Raw genomic sequence first — 24,826 nt, 5'->3', positions numbered from 1 at the left:
CATTGCCGGGTAGCTAAGTTCGGACGGGATAACCGCTGAAAGCATCTAAGCGGGAAGCCTCCCTCAAGATGAGTTTTCCCTTGAAGCCCGTTGAAGACTACGACGTTGATAGGCAAGGTGTGGAAGCGCAGTAATGCGTGAAGCTAACTTGTACTAATTGGCTGATTGTCTTGACCATATAATCTGAGCTACTTCAGATTAAAGTGCTCTAAATACAAGCTATAAATGACGTAAGTTGGGTGATTAAGCCCAGACTGAAAAAAAAGTGAACCTTCTTATTTACCTAATGCATAATTCGGGTATAATAGCCCCACTTTATGCAAAAACAGTTTTCCTGGCGACCATAGCGGCTTGGAACCACCTGATTCCATCTCGAACTCAGAAGTGAAACGAGCCCGCGCCAATGATAGTGTGAGGTTTCCTCATGTGAAAGTAGGTCATCGCCAGGGTTTTATTCTTAAAAAGCGGCTTCGAGCCGCTTTTTTTTTACTTTTAATATTTAAAAAATGTCACAAATAGTGTTTTTTTGTTTTTCAGCTTATTAGTTATATCAATACCTTAAAGTCCATAACCTCTAAATTTTAATCCTAATCTTTTAATTAACTCCCCAATATTTTCATTTCTTAATCGTTTCTTATGCTCAAACCTCGATAAAAGATAATTCTCGAGATACACTGAATAAAAAATATTTAGGTATCTTATGATAAAGAAAAATTTCCTAATTTATGGTTCCTATGGATATACGGGTAATTTGATAGCTGAATTAAGTGTGCAGCAAGGATTAAAACCGATATTAGCAGGGAGAGATGAAGAAAAATTAAAGCGTCAAGCCACCGCGCTTAATTTGGATTACCGTGTATTTGACGTTAATGATCTGGAACAAACCAAAAAAGCGCTACGCGATCTCATTGCCGTAATCCATTGTGCTGGACCATTCAAGCACACCTATAAAAATATGGCATTAGCTTGTCTTGCTGAAAGGACTCATTATTTGGATATTACCGGCGAGGTTGGGGTAATAGAGGAACTCATGGCAATGAATGACCGTGCACTCATAGAAGAGATTATGTTACTTCCCGGGGCTGGATTTGACGTGGTTCCCAGCGATTGTTTGGCTGCTTATTTAAAACGTTGTTTGCCAGATGCAAATCGATTAGTGCTTGCGATTGCCTCATTTAATGAAAATGCAGGTTTAAATATCTCTCATGGTACTGCTAAAACAATGATAGAAGATATTCCTGAAGGAACGCTGATTCGAGAGAATGGAGTTTTAAAAAATGTTTCTTTTGGTTGGAAGAGCCATTTTTTTGATTTTGGTAGCCCACGTAAGATGTTATGCACCACAATTTCATGGGGTGATTTAGCGTCAGCATGGTGGTCTACACAAATTCCAAATATAGAAACTTATATGGCTTTACCTAAAAAAGTAATTGAATTAAAAAAAGTGATTAATTCATTTAAATGGGTTTTAAATTGGTTTTTAGTTAAAAAATTTATAATGCATAAAATCAATCAGTTACCTGCTGGACCTACAGAGAAGCAAAGACAGAATTCAGTTGTTAAAATCTATGGCGAAGTAGTCAATGATGCAGGAGAAAAGATTGCTGCCCTAATGACTACTCCTAATGGCTATTCGTTTACTGCTTTATCTACATTAATGATTATCCAAAATGTACTATCAGGAAATGCTCCAATTGGTTTTCAAACTCCCTCTAGTGCATATACAGAAGATTTTGTAATGCAAATTACTGAAGTAACTCGAATTATGGTTCATTAATTGTTACTATTCCCCTGCATCTAGGCTGGTTAATAAGTCCATGGATATTTTTATTATTGAAAATGATTTTTAAAAAATATGTAGGGAATCTAAATGAGAATTAAAGAGCGGCTTATTGCTTTAGAAAATGAAGTGAAGGATGTAAAGTCCATACAATTAGAATTGGCTAAAAAAAGTGCTCTCATGCAGCTCCTTATAGCGCAAATGGAGCAAGAACTGAATCAATATGAGGATGCGAATGAATCAAATGAGTCAGTTAAAGTAAATAATGGGGAGTTGCTTAGTACACATGGCCTTATGAAAAAGCCACCGCAGGAGGTATCTCAAGAACTAATACCACCTGTATTTCCTAACCCCTGAAATTTAAAATACACCGCTTCATTAATTTTAGGAAGATAGGGATGATTATCCGTATAGCATCTGACAATTTTCTTAATTTATTGTGGCCAATTTATGTGGGGTATCATTGAAGTCTTAGACTAATCGGTATAATTTAATAGGATTATCACGATGTTTTAAGATGGCATTGCCCACACATTCGCCCTTAAACTCAGGTAATTTCTTAATTGCATCTTCTGAGATAAGTATGTTTGTATTATACGTTTTATTGAGCTGTTCTATATGGGCAGCTGAATTTACAACGTCTCCTATAATAGTATATTCTTGTCTTTTTTTTGTGCCAATAGTGCCTGTTACTGCATAACCAAAGTGCAACCCTATTCCTAATTTTAGATCGGGTAGGTTACCTTTTTTCACTTCTTCTTCGGTTCGTTTTATAATCTCCAACGCTGCATTTACTGCATTAGCTACATCATTCCCACTCGACAAAGGAGCACCAAATACAGCCATAAAGCCGTCTCCTAAAAATTTATTAATAATTCCTTTATTATCATGAATGATTTTTACGATATATTTAAAAAGATTATTAAGATAATTAACAACAACCGCGGGCTCATTTTGTTCGGTAAAATGAGTAAAATTTCTTATATCCAAAAACATGACACAAACAGGGATGTATTCGCTTGAGTTAGCATCTTTTGACAACAATTTAGCTACGACTTCGGGTGAAACATGCTGACCAAAAATATCTTCAATTCTTTCCCGTTCCTTTTGAGCATCAAAGGCGGTAAAAAGCTGTTTTTTAATTTGCATGGTGACGAACCCAGTCACAACCCCTCCGATTAAGATCATGAAGCCGCGAGCGGCAAAAGCAAACCATGCAACTAAATAGTAATCAATATTCGCGATATCAGTGTAATTTAGAACGTAATATGAGAGCCCCCAATATTCAAGAGCTCCAATTAATCCAGAAAATCGGCATATCCATTCATTTAATGTTAATGACGAAAGAATGATGAAAAGAAAATAGAGTAAGACAGGTGGCATTAAAAGCACATACACAGGGGTTTGAAACGTTGTGGCAATAATAATCCCCAATGTCGGAACACTCATTTCAATAAATGCATTGAAATATCGTAGAACACTAGGCAAATTTTTCTTATGAATTATATGCCAACAAATAACCCGACGCATCAACAGAAAATAGAGTGCCACACTAGCTAAATAACCAGGTAAAAGTAAGGCGGAGATATTTGCAACACGAAAAAATATTTCAGGAGAATGTATGATAAATGTTATCCACATGAGTGATAATAAACTGAAAATACTCGATAAAATTGTTGTTCTTAATTTTTCGGTTTTTAAGATTTCCGCTTCCAAAGGCGTTTGAGTCATTGCATCTTATCCATATTCTTTTCTTTTATTTTAGATGAAATTTCTAAAAATTTTGCGGTGAGAGTTGGTTACAAAGAGAGGAGATAAAAATAATTACCGATACACTTAGAAGTTTTTGAACACATTATAACCTAGTGGAGTGCTGAACCTGATTATCCGGGTATAATTGACCGCTAGGGGTTCCAACTCTTAATCTGGATTATAATGTTACAATGATGCTAAATGTTTATCTTTAAGACGTACATAATGTTGTGCTGAGTACTCTAACATCTCAAGCTCCTGATCGGTTAATTTCCTAATTGCTCTAGCGGGATTTCCAAGATATAGGTAACCACTTTCGAGTATTTTTCCCGGTGATACTAAAGAGCCTGCGCCGATCATAACGTGATGGGGTATATGTACCGCATCCAAAATTAATGCCCCCATCCCAATGAGACAAAAATCATCAACGACACAGCCATGTAATACTGCTTGATGCCCAATTGTAATTCCCTGGCCTAAAATTAACGGTTGTCCTCCTGAAGTATAAGGACCATCGTGGGTAACATGCAAAATAGCCCCATCTTGAATACTGCAGGCATTACCTATTTTAATCGAGTTCACATCCCCACGTATAACCGCCATAGGCCAAACAGATACATCGTCACCCAGGGATACATCGCCAATAATTACTGATTTAGGATCAACGTATACTCTTTGGCCTAATGAAGGAGATTTACCTTGAAAACTGCGAATAGCATCATTCATATTATTAAACCATCGTTACAAATTCTTCTGCGCTTGTGGGATGAATAGCAACTGTATTATCAAAGTCTTTTTTACAGGCACCCATCTTAATTGCTACACCAAAGCCTTGCAGCATTTCATCAGCGGCTAATCCAATAACATGCAGACCTATAATTTTTTCTTCTTTACCTAGAGTAACCAATTTCATCACAGTAGGTATCTTTTCTTCAGCGAATGCTTCAAACATGGGATTAAAACGGGTTTGATAGATTTTAATTTGTTCCTTACCGTATTGTTCAATAGCCTCCTGTTCACTAAGACCTATTGTTCCTATTGGTGGATGACTAAATATTACGGTGCTGATGTTTTCATAGTTTAGGCACGCTTCGGGTTGTTGACCAAATAAACGGTCTGCTAAACGACGGCCCGCAGCTACTGCTACAGGAGTAAGGGCTGGTGCATTAGTTACATCACCTAGAGCATAGATCCCTTGACTACTGGTATTTTGAAAAGCATCGACCAAAACCAAACCTTGTTCATCTGTGGTAACGTTTACTTTTTCGAGATTTAATCCAGACGTTCGGGGTTTTCTACCCACTGCGGCAATAATGACGTCTATATCATGAATAATTGAACCACTGGCGGCGCATACAATAGATTTTCTGCCATCGCTATGTAAGTTTATTTCTTTTGCTTTATGATTTGGATGAACATGAATACCTTGTTGTTGCATGAGTTCCATTAAGGTATCACCTAGGACAGTATCAAAGCGGGATAAAGGTCGTGTGCCTCTCATTAAGAGATGTGTTTCACTTCCTAGACTGTTTAATACTCCTGCTAGTTCCACTCCGATGTATCCACTACCAATGATTGCTACTTTTTCAGGTTGCTTGGTCAAGGCAAAGAAACCATCCGAATCAATTGCATGTTGAACGCCATGAATTACTGGTAGGGAAGGCTCGCCACCTGTTGCTATGATGATATGTTGCGCCTGATACAGTGTGTCATTTACCTGGACTGAGTGCGTATCGTGAAAAGTGCCAGCACCTTGAAGCAAAGTGATGTTATATTGGGTAAAACGTTTTGCGTAATTTTCCCTGAGTCGCTCTATATAGGCATTCCGTTTATTAACTAGAGTGTTCCAATCAAGTGTTGTGGCTGTTAGGGAAAAACCATATTCAGGTGCATGATGGATCATTTCATTAATCATCGACGCATTAAACATAATTTTTTTGGGGACACAACCTAAATTGACGCAGGTACCCCCTAAATAACTAGGCTCTACTACAGCAACCTTGGCTCCATATTTGGCAGCTCGCACAGCACTGGCGATTCCGCCACTGCCCCCACCGAGAACGATAAGATCAAATTGTTGGTTTTTCATAGACAATTTTTGAAAAATAAGTTTATATTATCAGGAACCGTCCAACCAACCAATATAAAATTCCCAATAAATATTTGCCTCATGGGGATGTTTTCCTAGTGTTTGTTTTTTCTGCCTATATTTAAACTGATTTGTATAAGTAAGTACTACAAATACAGCGTTCGATACTGAATTATCTTTTTTTAAAAAATTTGTAATCAATTATTTCGGATCTCTTCCTTGAGCATGATCAGGATTAGGTTTAGGAGATTTTGAGTTGCAACTGAAGCTTATCCTAGTTTTTCCTGCAATAGGATCGGAGATTTTGATCAATGATCTTTAATAAGGAGATTAATATGCCAGCACCTGTCATTAAGATTCGACGTGTCGTGGTTTTAGGAGATAGTTTATCGGATAGAAGTACATTTGATAAACGCATGCTTTTCGGTTTTATGCCTTTGGGTGATCTTTATGGGGTTGGTTTTGATGCACCACGAGGTCGGTTCACTAATGGATTTGTTTGGGGAGACTACTATGTTACAGCGATTATCGGGCAATTTGAGATAGATGAAGCACGAAGAAAACTTAACCTTGCGCACGATGCTCGTGGAAATGCAGATGTTGCAGATGCTATTTTAACGAATGATTTACATTTACGGAAAAAAAATCAAAAAGCATTTAGTTTAAATAATGACAAACATATTTTATATAAAGGATCTCGATTTGCCAGATTTTATTGTGAAGCAGGATTAACATCCTATGATTACAAGTCACAATTCACCCTTAATCCTAAAGAAGAAGTCGCTCGATTAATCGTGGCTCATTTAGAAGAGAAACGAAAACTACTCATTGCAGACGATAAAAAATATAAAGTTAGTGCCCAAGAAAAAGCCGAAACGTTAATCATTGAATGGTCTGGTGCGAATGATTTAATTACGGTGAATTCTGAACCGACTTTTCTTGAAGTAGATAATGCAATCAATGCCCGAATAGAAAATCTTGAGATTTTGATTCAACAGGGTTATCGAAATTTTGTTTTATTGAATCTTCCAGATCTCTCTTTAACACCAAGATTTAAAAATAAAAGTGTTAAGGAACAAGAAAATGCCGCCAAGTGCTCGGTGTATTTTAATAAACAATTGGCAGCTAAAGTACAGCAAATTATTGAAAAATATAAGGACTTAAATACGGCTTTGAATCTTTCGGTTTTTGATGTCAGTACGCAATTTGAAAAAATTTATACTCATTGTGAAGAGTATGGTTTCGAGAAAAGTAAATTAGAAGCACCTTATATTGAGTCTGAGCAATTTAAACAAAGCCAAAAAAATCCGATGCATCAAAAAGAACATATTTCCCCAGCAGATGGTTATATGTTTTGGGATGACATACATCCTACGATGGATACTCATACTTGGTTAGCAGTGCAATTTAAAGAGGCATACAGAACGATTTTTCAATTTATTCCTCCTGAACCTGTACGAAAATGCTGTAAAGATGCGGAAGATGCCTCACATCAATTTTCATCTGGATCTTATACGCATTTACCTCCGGATGTAGTAAAAATAATAAATAACCTTCATCGAAGTGCAATTAGCTTGGGGCAATCGTTTTGTGCATCACGTCGTGCACGAGGCGAGCTATTAAAGCAGTTTATTTTTAATTTACAGTGTCAAAGTGGGAATTTACAAGAGATAGATGCTTATATTAAAACATTTACTCAAGATCCTGAGAATATGAAAATAATAAAGCACAATAGCTCTTTTTTTGATTTTTTTGCATGTAAAAAACCGATTTATCCAGAAGATTATATTAGTGAACTAGGTAAGGTGGTTGTAGAAAATATGAGTCTCAAGCTGCCCGCAATATGATTAAAACATAAATTTTGGCCCCGGGTGCGTGTAGCGAAACCCGGGTTATGTTTCGCTACACCAAGGGTATGATTCTTTATTCTGCGCTTATTTTAAATTCCACATCAACATTGCCACGAATTGCATTAGAATAAGGACAAACTCCGTGAGCTTTGGCTACTAATTCTTCCGCTTCTTTTTGATTTAAGCCGGTAATGTGAGTATGCATTTCTACTCCAAGCTTATATCCTTTTTCAGGTGTGGGGTATAAAGATACTTGAGAAAGAATGGAGACATCTTGCAGAGGAATTTTCTGTAAACTAGCAACATGGCGCATAGCACTCTCAAAACATGCGGCATAACCTGCGGCAAATAATTCTTCTGGATTTGTGCCACCGCCTTGACCACCTAATTCCACTGGTTTGGCGAGGTCAAGTCGCAATAATCCGTCGGAGGTTTCTATATGACCATTTCGGCCGCCGTGCGTTCGTGCTGTTGCAGTATATAGTGCTTTCATATTTTAGTCCTTTAATGATATCTGATCAAAGTTAGAGTTGATTTATGAATTTGTCAATCAGGAAACTTTATATATTTTATTGCATTCTTGATTGGGTACTGTGGGACTTTTTACTCCATAAAACAACCCTTTATCCATATAATTACATACTTGTTTGGTATTTAACTGATTAAGGCATTGGGATAGTGTTTTGTGGCAATGTGGAAAAATAGCCCCAGGAGAGTTAATCGCCTGATATTGTTGGTTTTTCCAACTGCTTTTGTCACTTGTATAATAAGTAGTAAAATTATTTATTTTCAGATTATTGTCCAAGCTAAATATTTTTATCGCTGGGTAATTGTGATGGATGCGGCTGACAGCAGGAGTTGAATAAGCATATATATTACTGCCATCATTTAGATGGATTTTTCTGAATCCATCCATATGTGTATGAGAGGTGAGTAGAGTAATTTCTCCATATGATTTTTTGTTGTTGTTTAATATTTTTATAAATTCTTTCAAGTAAGTCTCATGCCAAATAGGTTCCCCACGATATGAAATTCCTGGTGGTTCATGCATAGCAATTAACAGTTGTTTGGCATGATGTTTTTTTAATTGTTGATTCAGCCAAGCGAGTTGAATTAACGCATCATGCTCCTGATTAGGATACTTAGTAAGGATGGGTGTTCTTGTCCATTGAGTTGCATTTAAAGCAATCAACATAATTTTTTTATTCCCAGGCAGTACATAGCTCGAATAATATCCATCTTGATGCATATGACTGTCATCAATAATTAAGTCTTTACAGTGCGCACAAGCCCCATCCCAGTCCGTAGCAAAATTTAATGGAGAAACGCCATTTGATTCGAAGGGTTGGTAATTACCAAGTAACGAGTCGTTGTTCCCTGTAATATAAAAAATAGGTTTCAGTTCCTTATCGTTTTCATATAATGCATCAAATACAGTTTTTTCAAACTCTCCTTTTTTAGGAGTATTAAATAAAGAGTGAGTGGGTAAATCGCCTAAGAAAAGAATGAAGTCTACTTTTTTGCTGAGTTTTTCATATTCCTTCATGGTAATTTTTAGAAATTCTGTACCGGTATCCTCTCCATCACGAGATTGATTAGTACTGCCGTAATGAATATCACTAATCGTTAAAAAACTTGGAGCTGCAAATACAGAATGAAAGAAGCAAAAAATCAGTAGAATAATTTGAACTAATGAATTCAATTGAATCTCCATTGCTATTTATTCAGGGATATTGTGTATATTAAATCATTTAGGCTGAGTGAGGGTAACGAAACTCAGAAATTTTTGATTTTCCCGAGTTTCGTTGCATGCCATCCGGATGCATTCCTAGGCAGCTTCGCGGATACTCCATACTCTTTGTATTTGATTGGGCGTATCGGGTGCTTGTACCCACAGTAGGGCAGGGCTACCCGAAGGATTAATCGGTAGCGTCTTGGAAGACAACATGACTGCAAAAGGATATTTTTTTACTACAGATTGCAGGATTGCCCATACTTTCCCTGGATCCGCTTGGTTATCGTTTACGATGAGTTCATTGCCTCGATATATTATGTTAACAGGTTGCCCTCTCAGCGCTGTTCGTATTGCGGACTCCAAACGTCTCCATCGAGCTTGATGTACCTTTTGTTTTTCAGCTTGGGTAGGATTCAGTTGGAAACTAATGCGTTGATGTGGTGAAAAAACTCGACTCAAACGACTGCTTTCAGGGTTTTTCTGTAGAAAGTAAGTAATAATTGCATCCAAAACCGGGCGTCCGGGTCCGGAGGCTTTTCCTGGTTGTCTGTTCACATACATTGCAAAAGCCAAAGTATGGCCACTGGCCGTATATAAATATCCTGAAAGACTGTTTATTCCTGTCATGGTACCGGTTTTAGCACGCACAAAACCTTGTTGTATGGGAATACGAAATCTTTTTTGCAAGGTTCCATCTCGTCCAGAAATGGGTAAAGCGGATATGTATTCATACGATAAAGGAAAACGCTGATATAAAAATTTTAATAATGCAATGGTTTGCTCAGGGGTTACTAAACTGTATCGTGATAGGCCTGAGCCATCAGTAAAAATCGCATTCGAAAAATCAATTCCAGTTTGTGATTGTAAAAAGTTTTTGATCAAGGGTTCAGCTCCTCGCCAGTTGACTGGAGCACCTTTGAGCTTTTCAGCAGCATGTAAATAAAGACTATCTGCATAGAGATTATCAGAGGGTTTTAAGGTGTCTGCCATTAATTGTGATACGGGTTTAGAGTGTTGGGTCGCAATTAATAAAGAACCTGCTGGAGTTTTACCTAACTGTACTTGACCATTGAGTTGGATATTAGCTTTGATCAATTGGCTTTTGATCATTGCTTGAGCATACATTAATGGGTTTTTTATAGCCAAACGTTGTTGTACTGCCCATTGTCCTACCCCGACGCAACCACGAACTGTTAAATGATTGTCTTGATCCAAACTAAAACCTACTCCACAGCCTTGAGCGCTGGCTTTAGTTGTCGCCTGGTTATTTAATGTAATAGCGCCACCTCCATCGTCTGCTTCAACGATCGCTGGATCTCCTACCTGAGCACCAGGGTTTACCGTAACGGTTAAACGATTGGAATCAACCATAACAGGGGCATTGGGGGCACCATAGCTGTAAGATAAATCTGCTGTTAACCAACCTGGTGGATAAGGGTCGACTCCAGCAAAACTGCTATCGATGTATACGTTACCCTGGATGGTATTGATATTCCATTCTTTTAATGAGGAAAGTAGTGTATTTAAATCATTGCGGGTAAATGAAGGGTCTCCGCTTAATTGCACATAAACGTTACCTTGGAGTACGCCTTGTTGTATGTTACCCGCACTCACATTCAATTGGTTTTTAAAACGATAATCTGGTCCAAGAACCATTAAAGCGGCTGCTTCCGAAAAAAGTTTCATATTACTTGCAGGGATATACAACCGTTCTGTATTACGGCGATATAAAGTTTGACCGGAAGTCAGGTCAAGAACGACAATTCCGAGATTAACATTCGGGTTAATGCGGTTAATTAACTTATCTACTTCGCTTTGGATACTGGCACCTTCTGATAGTGCTGATAATGCCAATAAAAACGTGCCAGTTAAGGTCCTTTTCATCGATATCGTTCCTTTTGCTTTACCATATGCTTAATAGAGAATTGATAAACATGTCTAATCATATCGCAAGCCCAATCGCTCCAAAAGTCCTGCAAGAGTATCATTATCAAAAAATTTAACTTGCAGCCATCCGCCATCACCATTATCGTTTATTATTTGAACAGGGGCCCCCACTTGCTCTGCCAATATGGCTTGTAATCGCTCAATGTCTCGATCTTTTTTAGCGTTTTGGGGAGGAGAACCTTCTTTGCTTTTTTGCGTTTTAACTGCCTGTTCTAACTGTCTCACAGACCATTCTTGCTCTATAGTTTGTTGGGCTAAATATTCTTGTTGCGTTGGGCTCAGCCCTACGAGAACTCGCGCATGCCCCAAAGATAAGGTTTTATTCCGAATTAAATTTTTTATTTGTTCACTTAAACTGAGTAGACGAATAATATTGGCAATATGGCTACGCGATTTTCCTACCAAAGTGGCTATTTCATCTTGATGATAATTAAACTCATCAATCAAACGTCGATAAGCGCTTGCTTCTTCAATCAAATTTAAATCTTCTCGTTGAATATTTTCAATCAGAGTGAGAGCGCATGCTTGTTTGTCACTATAATTTCCTATCAGACAAGGCACTGTTTGCAATCCTGCTATTTTTGCAGCACGCCATCGCCTTTCACCAGCAATGATTTCATAACGCTGTTTTGCGATTGGTCTTACGATTAAGGGTTCTATCAAACCTTGTGAGGCAATTGATTGGGCGAGTTCTTTTAATGCGATGTCATTAAAATCTTGTCTGGGTTGATAGTGTCCCGCTTGAATGTTTTCTATAGGTACGTGCTGAAATTCAACGTGCATCGAAAATAGTATTAGATGAGATTGTTATAAATTGTTTCATATTTTCGGAGGAATGGAAATAGGACTGGGTGTAACATAACCCAGATTTCACTGTGCGTTAACCCAGGCTAAGCTCCTATTTATAGCAAGCCATATATTATGGCTGAAATTGAGATGATACCCATGATCGTTGTAAATATATTGCTTACAACATGTGTGCGATATTTTTTCATTGCGGGAATTTTGGCCGTTGCATACATAGGCATAACAAATAACAGGATAGCAATAACTGGCCCACCTAGAGTTTCTATCATTTTTAAGATGTTGGGATTGATTGTTGCTACAATCCAGCAGGTAATTACCATAAAAATTTCTATGATGCGCTGCAATCTACATTGACTTATCTCTTTTCCAGCTTGTTTTAACAAATTGACGATAATACTGCTCAAACCTTCTTTTGCGCCTAAATAATGACCAAAAAACGATTTGGAAATTGCAATAAACGCAATAATAGGAGCAATACAAGCAATTAGAGGGGTTTTAAAATGATTGGCAAGATAAGAGAGGATCGATATATTTTGTTGTTTCGCTTGCAAAAGGTCCTGAGGTGAGAGACTAAAAACACAACTAAATACGAAGAACATCACTGAAAACACCATGAGTAAATGGCTGTAGCGCATGATCGAGAGACTATTAGTGTCTGCATTAATTCCATGTTCCTTTTTTTGATTAACCGCAAAAGATGAAATAATTGGTGAGTGATTAAAAGAAAAGACCATGACTGGAATGACCAACCAGAGCGTCATTAACAGACCATGTCCCCCATTGGCATGTAATGAATTGCTTTGTTGTAAAATATCACTATTCCAGTTGGGTATTAAATAAATAGACAAAAATAATAATATTGTTGCAAAAGGGTAAACCAATACGGACATTGATTTAACAATTATTTCTTGTCCAAAACGGACAATAGCCATGAGTGCCAGGATAAGGATTATGGCTAAAAGTGCTCTTGGCGGAGGGGACATGCCTAACTGATTCACCAGAAAACTTTCAGTAGTATTAGTAATTGCCACACTGTACATTAATAAAATGGGGTAAATTGCAAAAAAATACAAACCCGTCAATATTCTTCCTGCAAAAGTACCAAAGTGCTCTTCAACCACATCGGTAATGTCATTTTGTGTCGAGGATCCGGATAAGACGAAACGGCATAGAGCCCGATGTGAAAAATAAGTCATGGGGAAGGCAAGGATGGCCATTATCACTAAGGGCCAGATCCCATTAAGCCCGGCATCTATGGGAAGGAAAAGGGTTCCGGCGCCTACTGCAGTACCGTAAAGACTTAACATCCACACGGTATCATGTTTGGTCCATGAATACTTTTTATTAACTGCTAAGGGTGAAAGTATTGCTGCAGCTTCATTTGATGACATTAAAAAAATCCTTTATACCGAACACTGTGTTCAATATTAACACTGTGAAGCTAATATTTCAACAGAAGCTTCTTCATGCTACGGATGTTTCTGCATTTAATATTCTAGTTTTGTCCCATAAAGTCGGTCTCCTGCATCACCCAATCCTGGAATAATATAGCCTTTCTCATTGAGTTGTTGGTCTATTGCTGCAGTGTAAATGGGAATTTCTGGATGCTCTTCATGAAATGCTGAAATTCCTTCAGGAGAGGCTAACAGACAGAGAAATTTGATTGATTTAGGATTGATTGCCTTAATTTCTTTAACTGCGGCAATTGCTGAGTTTCCAGTAGCCAACATGGGATCAACTACAATCACATCACGATCTCGAGTATGTTCTGGAAGTTTAATATAGTACTCAATGGCTTCCAGCGTTTTGGGATCTCGATATAATCCAATATGCCCAATTCGTGCAGTAGGCACCAGTTGCAACATCCCATCAACTAAACCATTACCCGCACGCAAAATCGAAACAAAAACTAATTTTTTACCTTTTAAAACAGGTGATCGCATCATGGCTAGAGGCGTCTCGATCTCTTCATATTCTATTTCTAAATCACGGGTGATTTCATAAGCGAGTAACATGCTGATTTCATGCATCAACGTACGAAATTTGACAGTACTGGTATCTTTTCGGCGCATAATTGTTAATTTATGCTGGATTAATGGGTGCCTCACTACAACTATATGTTGATCGTTCATTCTAACTCCAAACTGCGGTTTTATGTGAAAAATTTGTAGCTTGGGTTAGGCGAAGCGGAACCCCGGAAATCTGTGGTAGGAAATCCGGGTTATGCTTTGCACCTTCACCCAGGCTACCATACATCCAAGCTACAATTGTCTTAATTTAAAAAACGGTACCATCACTAATGATTTGGATAGGTGGAATACCTTGAGGACGCTTTTGTTTCGCAATTCGTCGTCCGGCCTCCCAGGTTCCTCCTTGCAAAATTTTAGCCAAAGGGAGTTCATGGGCATTCTTTTGCAATTTTTTTCTGATCAAAATAGCTAATTCATCCAAGAGTGAAATGGTTAATGCTCGCCACTCCACTATCATTTCTGCATCAGGTGGCAGTGCTTTGTTTAGAACTTCTTTGTTTTTAATTTGCAATAAACCACAATCGATGAGTAAACCACCATTTCGATACTCAGGTAAACCAGTGAGTTCCTCCAAATGAGTGACTGTAATTCCCGCTTGTTCTAAGGGTTCAATCAAGGAATAAGTAAGCCACTGGGATAATTTATGAAATGGAATGTATTCCGATCCAGGTTCATTTGTTTTTAGAGCATTATATTGCCACACATCTCCAAGAGGGACTCCATCGAATGAAAGCCTGGCTGGCCATACTTCATTGAATGTATTGAGTACTTCATGAAAAATTTGAGCGGCCGTCAGTTTGTTATTTACTGCTAAAGAACTTATATAAGTATAAAAGTTACCTAAGCGATTTTCAGCTCCAAAATGATGTTGATCCTGTTGTATTAATGCGCCAAGCCGATTGAGTAAGGCAACTCTTCCGGAAAGACCTTCTAGTGGATTATCGGGAGTCACTTGGAAACCATGACGCAACTCATCTTCATTAAATGCCAATAAACGCTCTGCATCCACTCTTAACGGTTCAGTTGGGTTGGCACTGAAAATACCTTCTTGGTAAAGAGATAAACTGGCTAAGGCTAAGCCTTCTGAGCGTGAATATTCGATACCTGTCTTGGGTTCTTTATAGCGCCAATGTTGGCCGGCACCGGCATCTAGAAAGACACTGAGAATAACCAACTCATAAAGTATTTTTCCGTGTTTCTCCGCAGGCAAGGTATTTAATTGTTCTTGCATTTTTTGTATTCGATTAATACCTCCTGCTTCAAAATGACGCCAACGACTGTGATAAGGAATATCAAGATTTGGATAATTATCTTGAATAACCTCAATAACAAAAGAAGCGGTACGGGTCATTTTTTCCGGGTCTAAGGAGAAATAAACGGATTTGTCTTCTTTCACACGCTCTAAAATCGCTAGCGAGCGCGCACGTATGGTTCGTGGATCCTTTAAGGTAGCTAACACGTGTGCAGTTTCTTGTTCATTACTCATTAAGGTCACGTCCTCTAGTTCTTGCTAATTCATTAATATCCACGATCCTATCCGGTGAATAATAACCCGCCGCACGTTTGGCATTCATTTCTACTTGTGCATCAGGAGGAACGAGTTCATCAGGAATGGTTACTCGCTCTACAACCTGAATTCCAGATTTGAGTAAGGCATCATATTTCATATTGGACATGGAAACGAAACGATGAATTTTGGTGATGCCAAGCCAATGCAAAACATCGGACATTAATTCTTGAAAACGCATGTCTTGAACGCCCGCCACACATTCCGTTCGTTCAAAGTATTTAGCAGCGGTATCGCCACCTTGTTGTCTTTTGCGCGCGTTATAAACTAAAAATTTGGTTACTTCACCGAGCGCTCTTCCTTCTTTGCGATTATAAACAATCAAGCCCGCGCCGCCGTTTTGTGCCGATTCAATCGACAATTCGATTCCATGTGTCAAATAGGGTCTACAGGTGCAAATATCCGATCCAAATACATCAGAGCCATTACATTCATCATGAATTCGACAGGTAAGCTCAATTTTCGGATCGTGAATGGTGGTTACATCACCAAAAAAATAGGCAGTCATTCCACCTATAGGTGGTAGAAAAACATCATAATCAGAACGTGTTACCAACTCGGGAAACATCCCTGCTGTTTGCTCAAATAGAGTGCGACGTAAAAGTGACTCTGAAACCCCAAAACGCTCCGCAATTCCGGGTAAATACCACACTGGTTCCAGCGCGACTTTAGTAACCGCTACGTCGCCAGATTCTTTTAATATTTTTCCATCGGGTTTAAGCCGACCTTTTTGAATGGCTGTATGCAATTCTGGAATATTGATATGCGCTTTAGTGACGGCAATTGTAGGGCGAATGTCATATCCTGCATGAATTTCTTCTGCGAAAACACTGGCTACAAGATGTCCCCAAGGATCAAGCGAGACGATTTTCTGAGTATCGCTCCATTGTGGATGCGGGCCTATAGCTACGGGTGGTGTTGTGTCAGTAAGATCGGGTACATGCTCGGGGTCCAATACTCCCGCAGCGACAGCAAGTGCTCGATAAACTGAATATGAACCGGAGTGGGTACCAACCGCATTGCGATTTTTTATATTAGTGAGGGACGCTATTACTGGACCTCGTTCTTTAGGATTTTCTGCGCCCCATTTTATTTTTAAGGGTGCAGCAGTATGTCCGGAAGGATGTGACGATAAAACAATATGTCCTTTGGATTTTTTCTTGGACTCATCTTGAACCATAATGCTAATCCTTTAAATGATAACTACTCGATAAATTATCATAACAGAAGAAATTAATTGGTAGAAAGCACTATTTTCCTTATTGAATAGAGAAACTTGAGTCATTGTACTGGGTTAAGATTCTCGTTATTATGGTTTGTTTTTTATTAATTCCTCTAAAATAACACTAAGTTACGCGCCCGGGATTTATTTCACTATATCCAGGATGCAATTTTTTGATTTTTACTTGAAACGATTATTGTTAGGAAATACAACATTATGACTACCTTAATTCTTTGTTTGTTCATTGCCATATTAATGCCTTATCTTCTCAAGATTATTGTCGCCAATTTTATGCAAAAAGAAGGGAAATACGATAATCATTATCCAAGAGCTCAACAGGCAAGATTACAAGGAATGGGGGCAAGAGCTGTTGCCGCTCATCAAAACAGTTTTGAATCATTAATCGTATTTGCTACTGCTGCATTAACCGCAATGGCGACAAATCATATCGGCACAACGATTCAGATTTTGGCGATTGTTTATATTATCTCCCGAGTTATTTATTGTTATTTTTATTTAATGGATAAGGCTTCGTTAAGATCGCTCACCTGGTTTATTGGTTTTCTTTCGTGCTTAATTATTTTGGGACTATGTATGGTGTGATTTTGTTATACTATGGGCTTCATTCGGCTAGGGGCCATTAATTAAGAAAGTTGAAAAGGGTTTGTTGATGCACAAAGAAAATGATGTTCAGCAGGTTTCATTACAGCCATTGCTGGTTTTTGTGGTTTTAATGCTTATGGTATTGATGCAGATGACTACCGATCAGTATATTCCTTCATTACCTGCAATTACCAAGATTTTTAACAGTAATGAAGCATCTATTCAATTAACCTTATCTCTTTTTATGCTCGGCTTGAGCATTTCTCATGTGTTTTACGGCCCTTTATCCGATAAAATTGGTCGTAAACCACCGCTTATGTTTGGTGTCGGTCTCAGTATTTTAGGTAGTTTAATTTGTTTTCTTGCGCCTTCGGTTTTGGTTTTGATTATTGGCCGCTTTATTCAGGGATTTGGTATTGGATGTTGTGGTTCAGTAGGCCGTTCTTTAGTACGTGATCTCTTTACTGATAGAGTCTTATCCAAAATTGGTTCATATGTAGGTATTGTGAGTGTTTTTATTATGGTTGCTTCCCCGGTTCTTGGAGGTTATATCCAGGAACATTTTGGTTGGCGTACCAATTTTTTATTTTTGTTAGTATTTGGAATTGTTATATGGATCTTAGCTTTGTGTACTCTTCCTGAAACAAATAAAAACCTTAATCCTGATGCAACCAAATTAAGGGTAATGCGCGACAATTATTTTACCTTATTAAAATCCAAAGTTTTTTTAGGTTATGCATTATGCGCTTGTTTTGCTTGTGCCGGTTTAATTGGCTATCTCGCGATCGCTCCGTTTCTTTTTCAGGATACATTGGGACTTAGTCCCATAGAGTTTGGTCAATTGACTATTTTTATTGCCGGTGCAATTTGTATTAGTGGGATAATTAATAGCCAATTGGTGATGAGCAAAGGAGTATCCTACATGGTATTTATCGGGAGTGTGTTTATGGTGATTGGTGGTTTGACCATGCTCTTTCTCGCTCTTTCAGGAATACAGAATGTGCTCTCCATTATGATTCCAGTGGCATTGTTTAGCATGGGGATGGGATTTACATTTATCAATGCATTTGCTGGTGCGTTCCATCCATTTCCTCAAATGGCTGGAACAGTGGGTGCCTTGTATGCGTGCATGCAAGACTTAAGCGCTGCGTTATCTAGTGGTATTATCGCTCTGGGTAAATGGTATGGGCAATCTTCATTGGCTATAATTTTACTTATTTTAGGGTTAGGTTCTTTGGCTTCGTGGTATTATCTGGCCTCACAAGAGCATTAAGAGGTGTTGTTTATGAAAATTACTGAGACAGAATTAAAAAATATTATATCTAAACTATCAGGTGCAAAAGCAGAAGAAATTCATGATGATACGGCATTAATTGAGGACCTGCATTTAGATTCATTGAAAATAGTAGAGTTATTGGCCATTCTTAGTGAAGAATATAATTTAACAGTGACCGAAGAAGATGCAATGAATTTTCATACTTATAAAGATTTATTTGACTTTACTCAGGCGTAACGATACGCCATCCGGAAAGTAGTGCTTCCAATTCACCTTAAGTTTTCTACTTCATCCACGGAGCCCTAAGTGCTGCGACTTGTTCGCAGCATCCAGGAAAAACACCTGGGTACGGCAAATGCGTGCACCCAGGCTTCTATTTAAGGATTTAGAACTGAATCCAAGGTGTTTTCCTCATTCTGCTTCATTAAGTAGGTGAGTAGCATGCAAACGACGACCATTCCTACTAGAGCTGCTCCTCTAAAAAAAGAAAGATTCTGGCCGGAAGATACTGATTTTAATTGTGCTTTTTCGGCAGATAATTTACCAATTTTATACCACTCATGTTCGGGCGAGAATAATATAGAGTTGGGCTCAATTTTTTGATAGCGGTTGAGTAAATTAAGCCATTGCTCTTTGTGCTTTTTTTCATAAATTTGAGCATCCACTTTATTAAGTTGAGTATTACTTTTTAGAGATTCGGATTCTTGCAAAAACCCACTACATTTTTGATGTAATTCACGGATTGGTTGTGCAAATTCCTCTTTGCAATAACGAGTAGTTGCATTACGTTTTAAGATGGGAAGGGCATGTTTTAGACTTGCTTCTTCCAATTCTAGCGAAGGATTTTTAGCGAGTTTTATAGCGAGATCCAGAATGTAAAAAGCAATTGCAACACTATCATATTCGGTTTGCTTTTGTGTTTCAGTTACCGGTTTTGACGAAGAAGAATATGGGATGTTGGCTGAAACTGCGATCTCTTTTAATTGTTTGATTTGTTCATTGACTCGCGCCATAAGGGGTGTATGAATATTATTTTCATCGAGAAGCCAGCCTGCATATCCTCGGAGATGTTCTTGTTCAAGATAAAATTTAACTTGCTCAAATATTGAGGAAAAGAGTTCTGAGGAAAGAGGTTTATCCCCGCTTGCATGTTCCATTTCATCCATAAGTTGACCCGCAAAATCAAGCAACTCATTTACTTCTTGAAAAACAAGTTGTCCATTAAGACGAGCATCTGGTCCTATTCCTATTTTAGGTAAGGCAACATATTTTTTAATTTGAATATCAATTAACTTACATAAAAACTCGAATAATTCTTTTTGACTGTTCATAGTTATTCCATCCTGAATTTTGGGCAGATAGATTATCTGATGACTTTAATTGACGCAATTAAATCATGCTAGATCTTATTTTCTTTAAAGAGATATATAATAAGAGAAGGAATGCGTCGCTTCGTCAGGAATAACATGGAAACAAATCGCGGATTATCCGTAACGACCCAATCAGTTCAGGTTATAGAAAGCATTAATCACTTCCATCAACAAGTCTTAGGAGCAGGCAAGGAGCCGCACTTTATTTTAGATGCGGTCAAAAATAATCCTGATAATTTGCTCCTCCAAGTCTATACGGCTGCATTTTATCTTTATGGCCAGACTGATCCAGCTACTGCTTTAGCAAAAAAACATTTAGAGCACGCTGAAAAATTATTGTCTTCGGTTAATTTAAGAGAACAATTAAGCTATCAAGCAGTTAAAGCTTGGATGAATTTAGAGTATGAAACTGCGATAACTATTTTAACGGCTTTAACTGCGTTGTATCCGCGCGATACTTTAGCTGCTAAATTTGCTGAGTGGTTATTTTATTGTTCAGGACAAGCATATAATGGCCATCACTATTTGAAATTTTGCGAACGAATAGCTGCTCATAATCAGGATGAATCCCATTTTTTAGCCATGCATTCTTTTGCAGCCGAATTATCGGGTCACCTATCAGATGCGCAACGTTTTGCAGAACAGGCTTTGATTCTGCAGCCTCTTACACCTTGGGCGCACCATACTCTAGCTCATATCTATCTCAACACAAAGAATAGTTCGAAAGGGATAGCGGCCTTAGAAACGTTTCGCGGGAGCTGGGAGCAGATCTCAACACTTCTTCGTGGGCATAATAGTTGGCATTTGGCTTTATTTTATCTTACATTACGACAAGCAGATAAGGTGATGGATTTATATCCTGTAATTTTTGGTACTTCTCCGGAAATTATTACCGAGCAAATCGATGCTATTTCATTATTATGGCGTCTGGATATGGCAGGATTACCGCAGTTCGATCAATTTAATATCGTTGCCAATTATCTGGATGACAATCCTTTTACTCATTACACGGGTTTTAATACGGTCCATTATGTATATTGTCTTGCACGTTTAGGCAAGGAAGATGCGGTTCATAAATCGCTGGTCTCGATTGAAAATTATGCTAAAACCCTGCCTCAAGGCTACAACCAATCGCTGTGGCTTTCTGTTATTCTGCCTTTAAGTAAAGGGATTCATGCGTTTGTGAATAATGATTTTCAATTGGCCTATGATTGCATGACTCCATGTATCTCCAGACGCACAGAAATCGGTGGCAGTGATGCCCAGTCAGAAATCATTGCGCAGACTTATTTGCTTTGTTTATTACACAACAAGAAAAATAAAGCGGCAAAAGAATTTTTTAACTTCCATTTGGCGCATTATAAAGGAACACCACTGGCTGAATTTTGGTTTGATTCGAAGCTAAGGTTTTAATGAAAATAGTAGCCTGGGTTAGGCGATGCCGTAACCCGGGAACATTAAATAACTTCTAAAAGAGCACAAGCAGCAATACCTCCACCACCTGCAGCCACTAATAACACTTTATCTTTTGCTTTAATGTTTGCATGCTCGCGGAGGTATTCCAGAGCAATACCCACACTTGAACCTGAAGTATTACCCGTTTCTTCTACGGTCTTGATGATACGTTCTTCAGGAAAGCCTAACTGTTTGGCAACGGATAAAACCAAATTTTTATTGCCTTGGTGTGGGACCAACCATTGAATATCTCCAGTGGTAAGGTTTAATGCCTTCAAGAATTCTTCTGCTCCATCAACCATTCCATGAACTGCTTTAACAAATAGTGCAGTATTTTCTTTAATTGTGATGTAAAACAATTCTGGACTTGTACAATTCGCAGCGGGTAACCGCGAACCTCCGGCGGGGGTGGATACCGTATCGCTGACTTCTCCATCAGCAAATAAAGCTGAAGCAAGGAAACGAAACTCTGCATGTTCCTTATCGGGAGATACCACACAAGCGGCAGCTCCATCACCAAAAAGAACGCTTGTAGCAAAATTATTTTTATTTAAAAACTTAGAGCGAATTTCACTGGCGATTAATAAAATGGACCCCTTAGTTGCCTGAGCAATAGCAGCGCTTGTATGCAAGCCAACAACAAAACCTGCACAGGCGGCCCCAATATCAAAAGCACCGGTATTGTTTAAACCAAGTCGGTGCTGTACTAAGGGGCTGGTTGGTGGTGCTGGATAATCTCCAGATATAGTAGCCAAAATAATTTGGTTGATTTTATCTTTTTCTGCAGGTTTTGCCGTGAACAATTGTTCTGCTGCAAGAACTGCCAAATCACTACATGCCTGATCTTCATTGGCCCAGCGCCTATTTCTAATGCCGGTCGAAAAGCTAACCAATGTTGGACTTTGTGTGCTATTCATCCAGTTAAGCACGTCTTGATTGCTCATAACCGTTTCGGGCAATGCAATAAATGGACCTTTGATGTATATGTTTTTTTCAGCACGTAATAAATTCATGATGATAATAGTCCTTCAGAACGCATTAGAGGTAAACCACCGCTTACAGTAATTACTGAGCCGGTCATAAATGAGGTTTTGGACAATAATGGATCCATGGCTTCAGCGATTTGGGTTGCTTCTCCCATCATGCCCTGAGGTATAATTTGTGCCATTTTTTCTTGATAGGCAGGCCTTTTCCAGAATTGCTCGGTTCTAGAGGTTTTAATCAAACCGACACGCACAATATTGGATAAAATATTATTGGCACTGTAATCTACGGCAAGATTTAAAAACAATCCTTCCAGCGCGGCTTTGGTCGCACAATAAGCACCGTAGCGACTGGTTCCTGTAATTGCAGAAAGACTGGAAATTAGAATCAATCGTCCAAATTTATTGGCTAATAAAGCGGGTAATAATTGATGAATTAACCAAATATTACCATGCAAATTATCATCGATGTAGGTTCGCAATGCAGGATAGGATAAGGCATGTAATTTACGTAGCTGACTTACACGCGTAAACGCATTAAGAATGATTCCATCTAAAGGTTCCTGCAGTAGATTTTGCAGATCTTCTTTACTTGCTTCTGGATTGGAAAAATTATATACCAAACCGCTAACCTGCATGTCCTGTTGTTTGTAGTGCTCTAATGTGTTGTTTAAACTGTCCTTACTTGAACTGGTGATGATGATTTTATCACCTAATTGCAGTCGTCGTTTGGCTATAGCTTGAGCGATATCCGATGAGCCGCCTGTAATTAAAAGATTCATTTTGCCCCCAGTTCGATTAAATGTTTTTCTATATTTCCGATTGATTCATAATGTTCTTTTATTAAGGGGATAACCGGGATCTTGATTTTGAATTCTCGTTCCAACTCGATGATGAGTAAGGCCAACATTAGGCTATCTAAGCCTCCTTGTTCTAGGGAAGCAGATGAATCTTGAGGAAGATTGTTAAGTCCAATCTTTGCTAATGTATTGCGAATTCGTTCAGTGAGCATGGATTTTTTCCTTCTGACTTAAAAGTAGCGCTTTTCTATCAAGCTTCCCATGTTGATTACGTGGTAATTTTTTCAATAATTGCACCGTAATGGGAAGTTTTCTGGGTAAAAAATGTTGTTTTAGTTGTTCAGACAGTATTTGTTCAGTGGTAGTGGCGCTAAAGTTATCTTGTTCCAGACACGCAAGTAAACGGACACCATATAACTCATCAGTTAAAGGGATAACAATAACTTCCTTAATTCCTTCAATTTGACAAATCTTATGTTCAATATCAATTAAATTGACTTTTTCACCGCCTATATTGACGATATGATCCAACCGTCCTTTAATTGCGACCAAACCGGAAGGTAATTTCTCTGCTAAATCGCCAGTAAAAAACCAACCCTCGTCCATTCGGGATGGTTTGTCTTCTCCCAAATAGCCTAACATAAGCTGACTCCCTTTAATGAGTAATTCATTGTTTTCTGACAAACGGATCTGCCAATCACCTACTGGATAGCCAGCAAAGTCTTCCAGAAATAAGGGATCTTTGTTGGAGTAAGTTAATACGCGCGGGGCCGCTTCAGTTAAACCATAATTATTATAAATTGTTGCATGGGGAAATGTATGGATCAGACTTTGACGCAATGTAATGCTTAAGGGCGCTCCTGCAGAGACGATCGCCTTTATTTTGGCAGCGCTCTCTGGAAACAGTGTCCCCATTTTTTGAATCGCAACCCAATGAGAGGGAACACCGCTCCACATTTGAGGAACAGTGTATGTTTCTAATAAGGTTTTAATATCCGTAAATTGGGTAATCAATTGTGTCTTTATTCCAGCGATTAATCCAGGAAGCAATTGACCAAGCAGTCCAAAAGAATACGACAAAGGTAAAAATAATAATTGATCGTCTATGCTTGAGAATTCGAGCGCATTAATCACTGCCTTACAATTTGCAATAATATTTTTTAGTGAAAGTTGCACTGCTTTCATTTGCCCTGTGCTTCCTGATGTAAAGAGTACTAAAGCAAGTTCCGGGTGATGTTTGATGTGCTTATTTTCCTGGATTTCTATGAGTGTACCTTGCTCATCCACCGTCATATTCGTACTTAAAATATGACGTTTCTCCTGACCCAATTCTTGAGGAGCAAAGAGTGCAACCGGTTTTCCAATGCTTAAAGCCGCGATTAGCTGAATCACAAACGAAGGTTGGGGTATGGCGTGTAAAACCAATATTCCTGAGGGTAGTTTTTTCAACTGTAACGACATTTTTTGGATGGCAATCTCTAGTTCAGCAAAACTTAAATGCTGAGCTTCGAAGCTTAGTGCAACTCTATTGGGAGTGTCTGGAGAGAGAAATTGCATATC

At 38.4% G+C, this 24,826-nt stretch carries 23 protein-coding genes and 2 rRNA genes; 9 read left to right on the top strand and 16 right to left on the bottom strand.

What is annotated here, in order from left to right:
• From ACWTEW_RS32265 to ACWTEW_RS32250, 4 genes are all read left to right on the top strand, one after another.
• A 23S ribosomal RNA gene (locus ACWTEW_RS32265) occupies positions 1 to 178 on the top strand; the annotation flags it as partial.
• Positions 179 to 333: 155 nt separating this feature from the next.
• Positions 334 to 449 (top strand): 5S ribosomal RNA (rrf, locus tag ACWTEW_RS32260).
• A gap of 251 nt (positions 450 to 700) precedes the next feature.
• Complete coding sequence (locus ACWTEW_RS32255) at positions 701 to 1,777, top strand: saccharopine dehydrogenase family protein (protein WP_454782056.1); 1,077 nt, start codon at positions 701 to 703, stop codon at positions 1,775 to 1,777.
• A gap of 93 nt (positions 1,778 to 1,870) precedes the next feature.
• Positions 1,871 to 2,137 carry a hypothetical protein gene (locus ACWTEW_RS32250; protein WP_454782055.1) on the top strand — a complete coding sequence of 89 codons (267 nt, stop codon included), beginning with the start codon at positions 1,871 to 1,873 and terminating at the stop codon, positions 2,135 to 2,137.
• A 114-nt stretch (positions 2,138 to 2,251) separates the two neighbouring features.
• On the opposite strand, the gene ACWTEW_RS32245 is transcribed toward ACWTEW_RS32250, so the two are convergent.
• The 3 genes from ACWTEW_RS32245 to gorA all read right to left on the bottom strand — a co-directional run bounded on the left by ACWTEW_RS32245 (position 2,252) and on the right by gorA (position 5,621).
• The gene (locus ACWTEW_RS32245; protein WP_454782054.1) at positions 2,252 to 3,511 is read right to left on the bottom strand and encodes an adenylate/guanylate cyclase domain-containing protein; all 1,260 of its coding nucleotides are present in this window, start codon (positions 3,509 to 3,511) and stop codon (positions 2,252 to 2,254) included.
• 207 nt (positions 3,512 to 3,718) lie between these two features.
• Positions 3,719 to 4,258, bottom strand: coding sequence for a gamma carbonic anhydrase family protein (locus ACWTEW_RS32240; protein WP_454782053.1), 540 nt, complete (start codon positions 4,256 to 4,258; stop codon positions 3,719 to 3,721).
• A 4-nt stretch (positions 4,259 to 4,262) separates the two neighbouring features.
• Entirely contained in the window at positions 4,263 to 5,621 is a 1,359-nt protein-coding gene (gene gorA / locus ACWTEW_RS32235; protein WP_454782052.1) for a glutathione-disulfide reductase, read from the bottom strand.
• 335 nt (positions 5,622 to 5,956) lie between these two features.
• Here gorA and ACWTEW_RS32230 point away from each other — a divergent pair, with 335 nt between their 5' ends.
• Entirely contained in the window at positions 5,957 to 7,468 is a 1,512-nt protein-coding gene (locus ACWTEW_RS32230) for an SGNH/GDSL hydrolase family protein (RefSeq protein ID WP_454782051.1), read from the top strand.
• Between the two features lie 76 nt (positions 7,469 to 7,544).
• Here the strand turns inward: ACWTEW_RS32230 and ACWTEW_RS32225 are convergent, their stop codons facing one another.
• The 8 genes from ACWTEW_RS32225 to ACWTEW_RS32190 form a co-directional block, all read right to left on the bottom strand.
• Entirely contained in the window at positions 7,545 to 7,964 is a 420-nt protein-coding gene (locus ACWTEW_RS32225; protein ID WP_454782050.1) for an organic hydroperoxide resistance protein, read from the bottom strand.
• Between the two features lie 57 nt (positions 7,965 to 8,021).
• Positions 8,022 to 9,173 carry a metallophosphoesterase gene (locus ACWTEW_RS32220; RefSeq protein WP_454782049.1) on the bottom strand — a complete coding sequence of 384 codons (1,152 nt, stop codon included), beginning with the start codon at positions 9,171 to 9,173 and terminating at the stop codon, positions 8,022 to 8,024.
• A 126-nt stretch (positions 9,174 to 9,299) separates the two neighbouring features.
• Positions 9,300 to 11,090 carry a D-alanyl-D-alanine carboxypeptidase/D-alanyl-D-alanine endopeptidase gene (dacB, locus tag ACWTEW_RS32215; protein WP_454782048.1) on the bottom strand — a complete coding sequence of 597 codons (1,791 nt, stop codon included), beginning with the start codon at positions 11,088 to 11,090 and terminating at the stop codon, positions 9,300 to 9,302.
• Between the two features lie 54 nt (positions 11,091 to 11,144).
• Positions 11,145 to 11,936: a ParB/RepB/Spo0J family partition protein gene (locus ACWTEW_RS32210; RefSeq protein ID WP_454782047.1), complete on the bottom strand. Its 792-nt coding sequence runs from the start codon at positions 11,934 to 11,936 to the stop codon at positions 11,145 to 11,147.
• Positions 11,937 to 12,055: 119 nt separating this feature from the next.
• Positions 12,056 to 13,351: a serine/threonine transporter gene (locus tag ACWTEW_RS32205; protein WP_454782046.1), complete on the bottom strand. Its 1,296-nt coding sequence runs from the start codon at positions 13,349 to 13,351 to the stop codon at positions 12,056 to 12,058.
• Positions 13,352 to 13,447: 96 nt separating this feature from the next.
• Positions 13,448 to 14,092, bottom strand: a complete 645-nt coding sequence (upp, locus tag ACWTEW_RS32200) for a uracil phosphoribosyltransferase (RefSeq protein ID WP_454782045.1) — start codon at positions 14,090 to 14,092, stop codon at positions 13,448 to 13,450.
• Between the two features lie 145 nt (positions 14,093 to 14,237).
• Entirely contained in the window at positions 14,238 to 15,476 is a 1,239-nt protein-coding gene (locus ACWTEW_RS32195) for a URC4/urg3 family protein (protein ID WP_454782044.1), read from the bottom strand.
• The gene (locus ACWTEW_RS32190) at positions 15,469 to 16,737 is read right to left on the bottom strand and encodes a GTP cyclohydrolase II (protein ID WP_454782043.1); all 1,269 of its coding nucleotides are present in this window, start codon (positions 16,735 to 16,737) and stop codon (positions 15,469 to 15,471) included. The genes ACWTEW_RS32195 and ACWTEW_RS32190 overlap by 8 nt, the downstream gene beginning before the upstream one ends.
• Positions 16,738 to 16,995: 258 nt before the next feature.
• Between ACWTEW_RS32190 and ACWTEW_RS32185 the strand changes: the two genes are divergently transcribed.
• From ACWTEW_RS32185 to ACWTEW_RS32175, 3 genes are all read left to right on the top strand, one after another.
• Entirely contained in the window at positions 16,996 to 17,382 is a 387-nt protein-coding gene (locus tag ACWTEW_RS32185; protein WP_454782042.1) for an MAPEG family protein, read from the top strand.
• A gap of 67 nt (positions 17,383 to 17,449) precedes the next feature.
• Complete coding sequence (locus ACWTEW_RS32180; RefSeq protein WP_454782041.1) at positions 17,450 to 18,655, top strand: multidrug effflux MFS transporter; 1,206 nt, start codon at positions 17,450 to 17,452, stop codon at positions 18,653 to 18,655.
• Positions 18,656 to 18,667: 12 nt separating this feature from the next.
• Positions 18,668 to 18,895 carry an acyl carrier protein gene (locus ACWTEW_RS32175; RefSeq protein WP_454782040.1) on the top strand — a complete coding sequence of 76 codons (228 nt, stop codon included), beginning with the start codon at positions 18,668 to 18,670 and terminating at the stop codon, positions 18,893 to 18,895.
• Positions 18,896 to 19,035: 140 nt separating this feature from the next.
• Here ACWTEW_RS32175 and ACWTEW_RS32170 read toward each other — a convergent pair whose 3' ends face one another.
• A complete protein-coding gene (locus ACWTEW_RS32170) occupies positions 19,036 to 19,989 on the bottom strand; it encodes a hypothetical protein (protein WP_454782039.1) in 954 nt (317 codons plus the stop codon).
• Positions 19,990 to 20,124: 135 nt separating this feature from the next.
• Here ACWTEW_RS32170 and ACWTEW_RS32165 point away from each other — a divergent pair, with 135 nt between their 5' ends.
• On the top strand, positions 20,125 to 21,441 hold the full coding sequence (locus ACWTEW_RS32165) for a tetratricopeptide repeat protein (protein WP_454782038.1): 1,317 nt from the start codon (positions 20,125 to 20,127) through the stop codon (positions 21,439 to 21,441).
• Between the two features lie 44 nt (positions 21,442 to 21,485).
• On the opposite strand, the gene ACWTEW_RS32160 is transcribed toward ACWTEW_RS32165, so the two are convergent.
• Genes ACWTEW_RS32160 through ACWTEW_RS32145 form a run of 4 tightly spaced genes read right to left on the bottom strand, consistent with a single transcriptional unit; the run spans position 21,486 to position 24,823 of the window.
• Positions 21,486 to 22,496: a 3-oxoacyl-ACP synthase III family protein gene (locus ACWTEW_RS32160; protein ID WP_454782037.1), complete on the bottom strand. Its 1,011-nt coding sequence runs from the start codon at positions 22,494 to 22,496 to the stop codon at positions 21,486 to 21,488.
• A complete protein-coding gene (locus ACWTEW_RS32155; RefSeq protein ID WP_454782036.1) occupies positions 22,493 to 23,248 on the bottom strand; it encodes an SDR family NAD(P)-dependent oxidoreductase in 756 nt (251 codons plus the stop codon). Before ACWTEW_RS32155 ends, ACWTEW_RS32160 begins: the two co-directional genes overlap by 4 nt.
• A complete protein-coding gene (locus tag ACWTEW_RS32150; protein WP_454782035.1) occupies positions 23,245 to 23,478 on the bottom strand; it encodes an acyl carrier protein in 234 nt (77 codons plus the stop codon). The genes ACWTEW_RS32155 and ACWTEW_RS32150 overlap by 4 nt, the downstream gene beginning before the upstream one ends.
• A complete protein-coding gene (locus ACWTEW_RS32145; RefSeq protein ID WP_454782034.1) occupies positions 23,468 to 24,823 on the bottom strand; it encodes a class I adenylate-forming enzyme family protein in 1,356 nt (451 codons plus the stop codon). Before ACWTEW_RS32145 ends, ACWTEW_RS32150 begins: the two co-directional genes overlap by 11 nt.
• Between the last annotated feature and the right edge of the window lie 3 nt (positions 24,824 to 24,826).

The sequence above is a fragment of the Legionella stuttgartensis genome, assembly GCF_977063405.2.
The sequence above is the reverse complement of the archived record's forward strand: the minus strand, read 5'-3'. Positions and strand labels throughout refer to the sequence as shown.

Coding starts and splice junctions, on each gene's coding strand:
- ACWTEW_RS32255 (WP_454782056.1), top strand. CDS start 701: ATGATAAAGAAAAATTTCCTAATTTATGGTTCCTATGGATATACGGGT.
- ACWTEW_RS32250 (WP_454782055.1), top strand. CDS start 1,871: ATGAGAATTAAAGAGCGGCTTATTGCTTTAGAAAATGAAGTGAAGGAT.
- ACWTEW_RS32245 (WP_454782054.1), bottom strand. CDS start 3,511: ATGACTCAAACGCCTTTGGAAGCGGAAATCTTAAAAACCGAAAAATTA.
- ACWTEW_RS32240 (WP_454782053.1), bottom strand. CDS start 4,258: ATGAATGATGCTATTCGCAGTTTTCAAGGTAAATCTCCTTCATTAGGC.
- gorA (WP_454782052.1), bottom strand. CDS start 5,621: ATGAAAAACCAACAATTTGATCTTATCGTTCTCGGTGGGGGCAGTGGC.
- ACWTEW_RS32230 (WP_454782051.1), top strand. CDS start 5,957: ATGCCAGCACCTGTCATTAAGATTCGACGTGTCGTGGTTTTAGGAGAT.
- ACWTEW_RS32225 (WP_454782050.1), bottom strand. CDS start 7,964: ATGAAAGCACTATATACTGCAACAGCACGAACGCACGGCGGCCGAAAT.
- dacB (WP_454782048.1), bottom strand. CDS start 11,090: ATGAAAAGGACCTTAACTGGCACGTTTTTATTGGCATTATCAGCACTA.
- ACWTEW_RS32210 (WP_454782047.1), bottom strand. CDS start 11,936: ATGCACGTTGAATTTCAGCACGTACCTATAGAAAACATTCAAGCGGGA.
- ACWTEW_RS32205 (WP_454782046.1), bottom strand. CDS start 13,351: ATGTCATCAAATGAAGCTGCAGCAATACTTTCACCCTTAGCAGTTAAT.
- upp (WP_454782045.1), bottom strand. CDS start 14,092: ATGAACGATCAACATATAGTTGTAGTGAGGCACCCATTAATCCAGCAT.
- ACWTEW_RS32195 (WP_454782044.1), bottom strand. CDS start 15,476: ATGAGTAATGAACAAGAAACTGCACACGTGTTAGCTACCTTAAAGGAT.
- ACWTEW_RS32190 (WP_454782043.1), bottom strand. CDS start 16,737: ATGGTTCAAGATGAGTCCAAGAAAAAATCCAAAGGACATATTGTTTTA.
- ACWTEW_RS32185 (WP_454782042.1), top strand. CDS start 16,996: ATGACTACCTTAATTCTTTGTTTGTTCATTGCCATATTAATGCCTTAT.
- ACWTEW_RS32180 (WP_454782041.1), top strand. CDS start 17,450: ATGCACAAAGAAAATGATGTTCAGCAGGTTTCATTACAGCCATTGCTG.
- ACWTEW_RS32175 (WP_454782040.1), top strand. CDS start 18,668: ATGAAAATTACTGAGACAGAATTAAAAAATATTATATCTAAACTATCA.
- ACWTEW_RS32170 (WP_454782039.1), bottom strand. CDS start 19,989: ATGAACAGTCAAAAAGAATTATTCGAGTTTTTATGTAAGTTAATTGAT.
- ACWTEW_RS32165 (WP_454782038.1), top strand. CDS start 20,125: ATGGAAACAAATCGCGGATTATCCGTAACGACCCAATCAGTTCAGGTT.
- ACWTEW_RS32160 (WP_454782037.1), bottom strand. CDS start 22,496: ATGAATTTATTACGTGCTGAAAAAAACATATACATCAAAGGTCCATTT.
- ACWTEW_RS32155 (WP_454782036.1), bottom strand. CDS start 23,248: ATGAATCTTTTAATTACAGGCGGCTCATCGGATATCGCTCAAGCTATA.
- ACWTEW_RS32150 (WP_454782035.1), bottom strand. CDS start 23,478: ATGCTCACTGAACGAATTCGCAATACATTAGCAAAGATTGGACTTAAC.
- ACWTEW_RS32145 (WP_454782034.1), bottom strand. CDS start 24,823: ATGCAATTTCTCTCTCCAGACACTCCCAATAGAGTTGCACTAAGCTTC.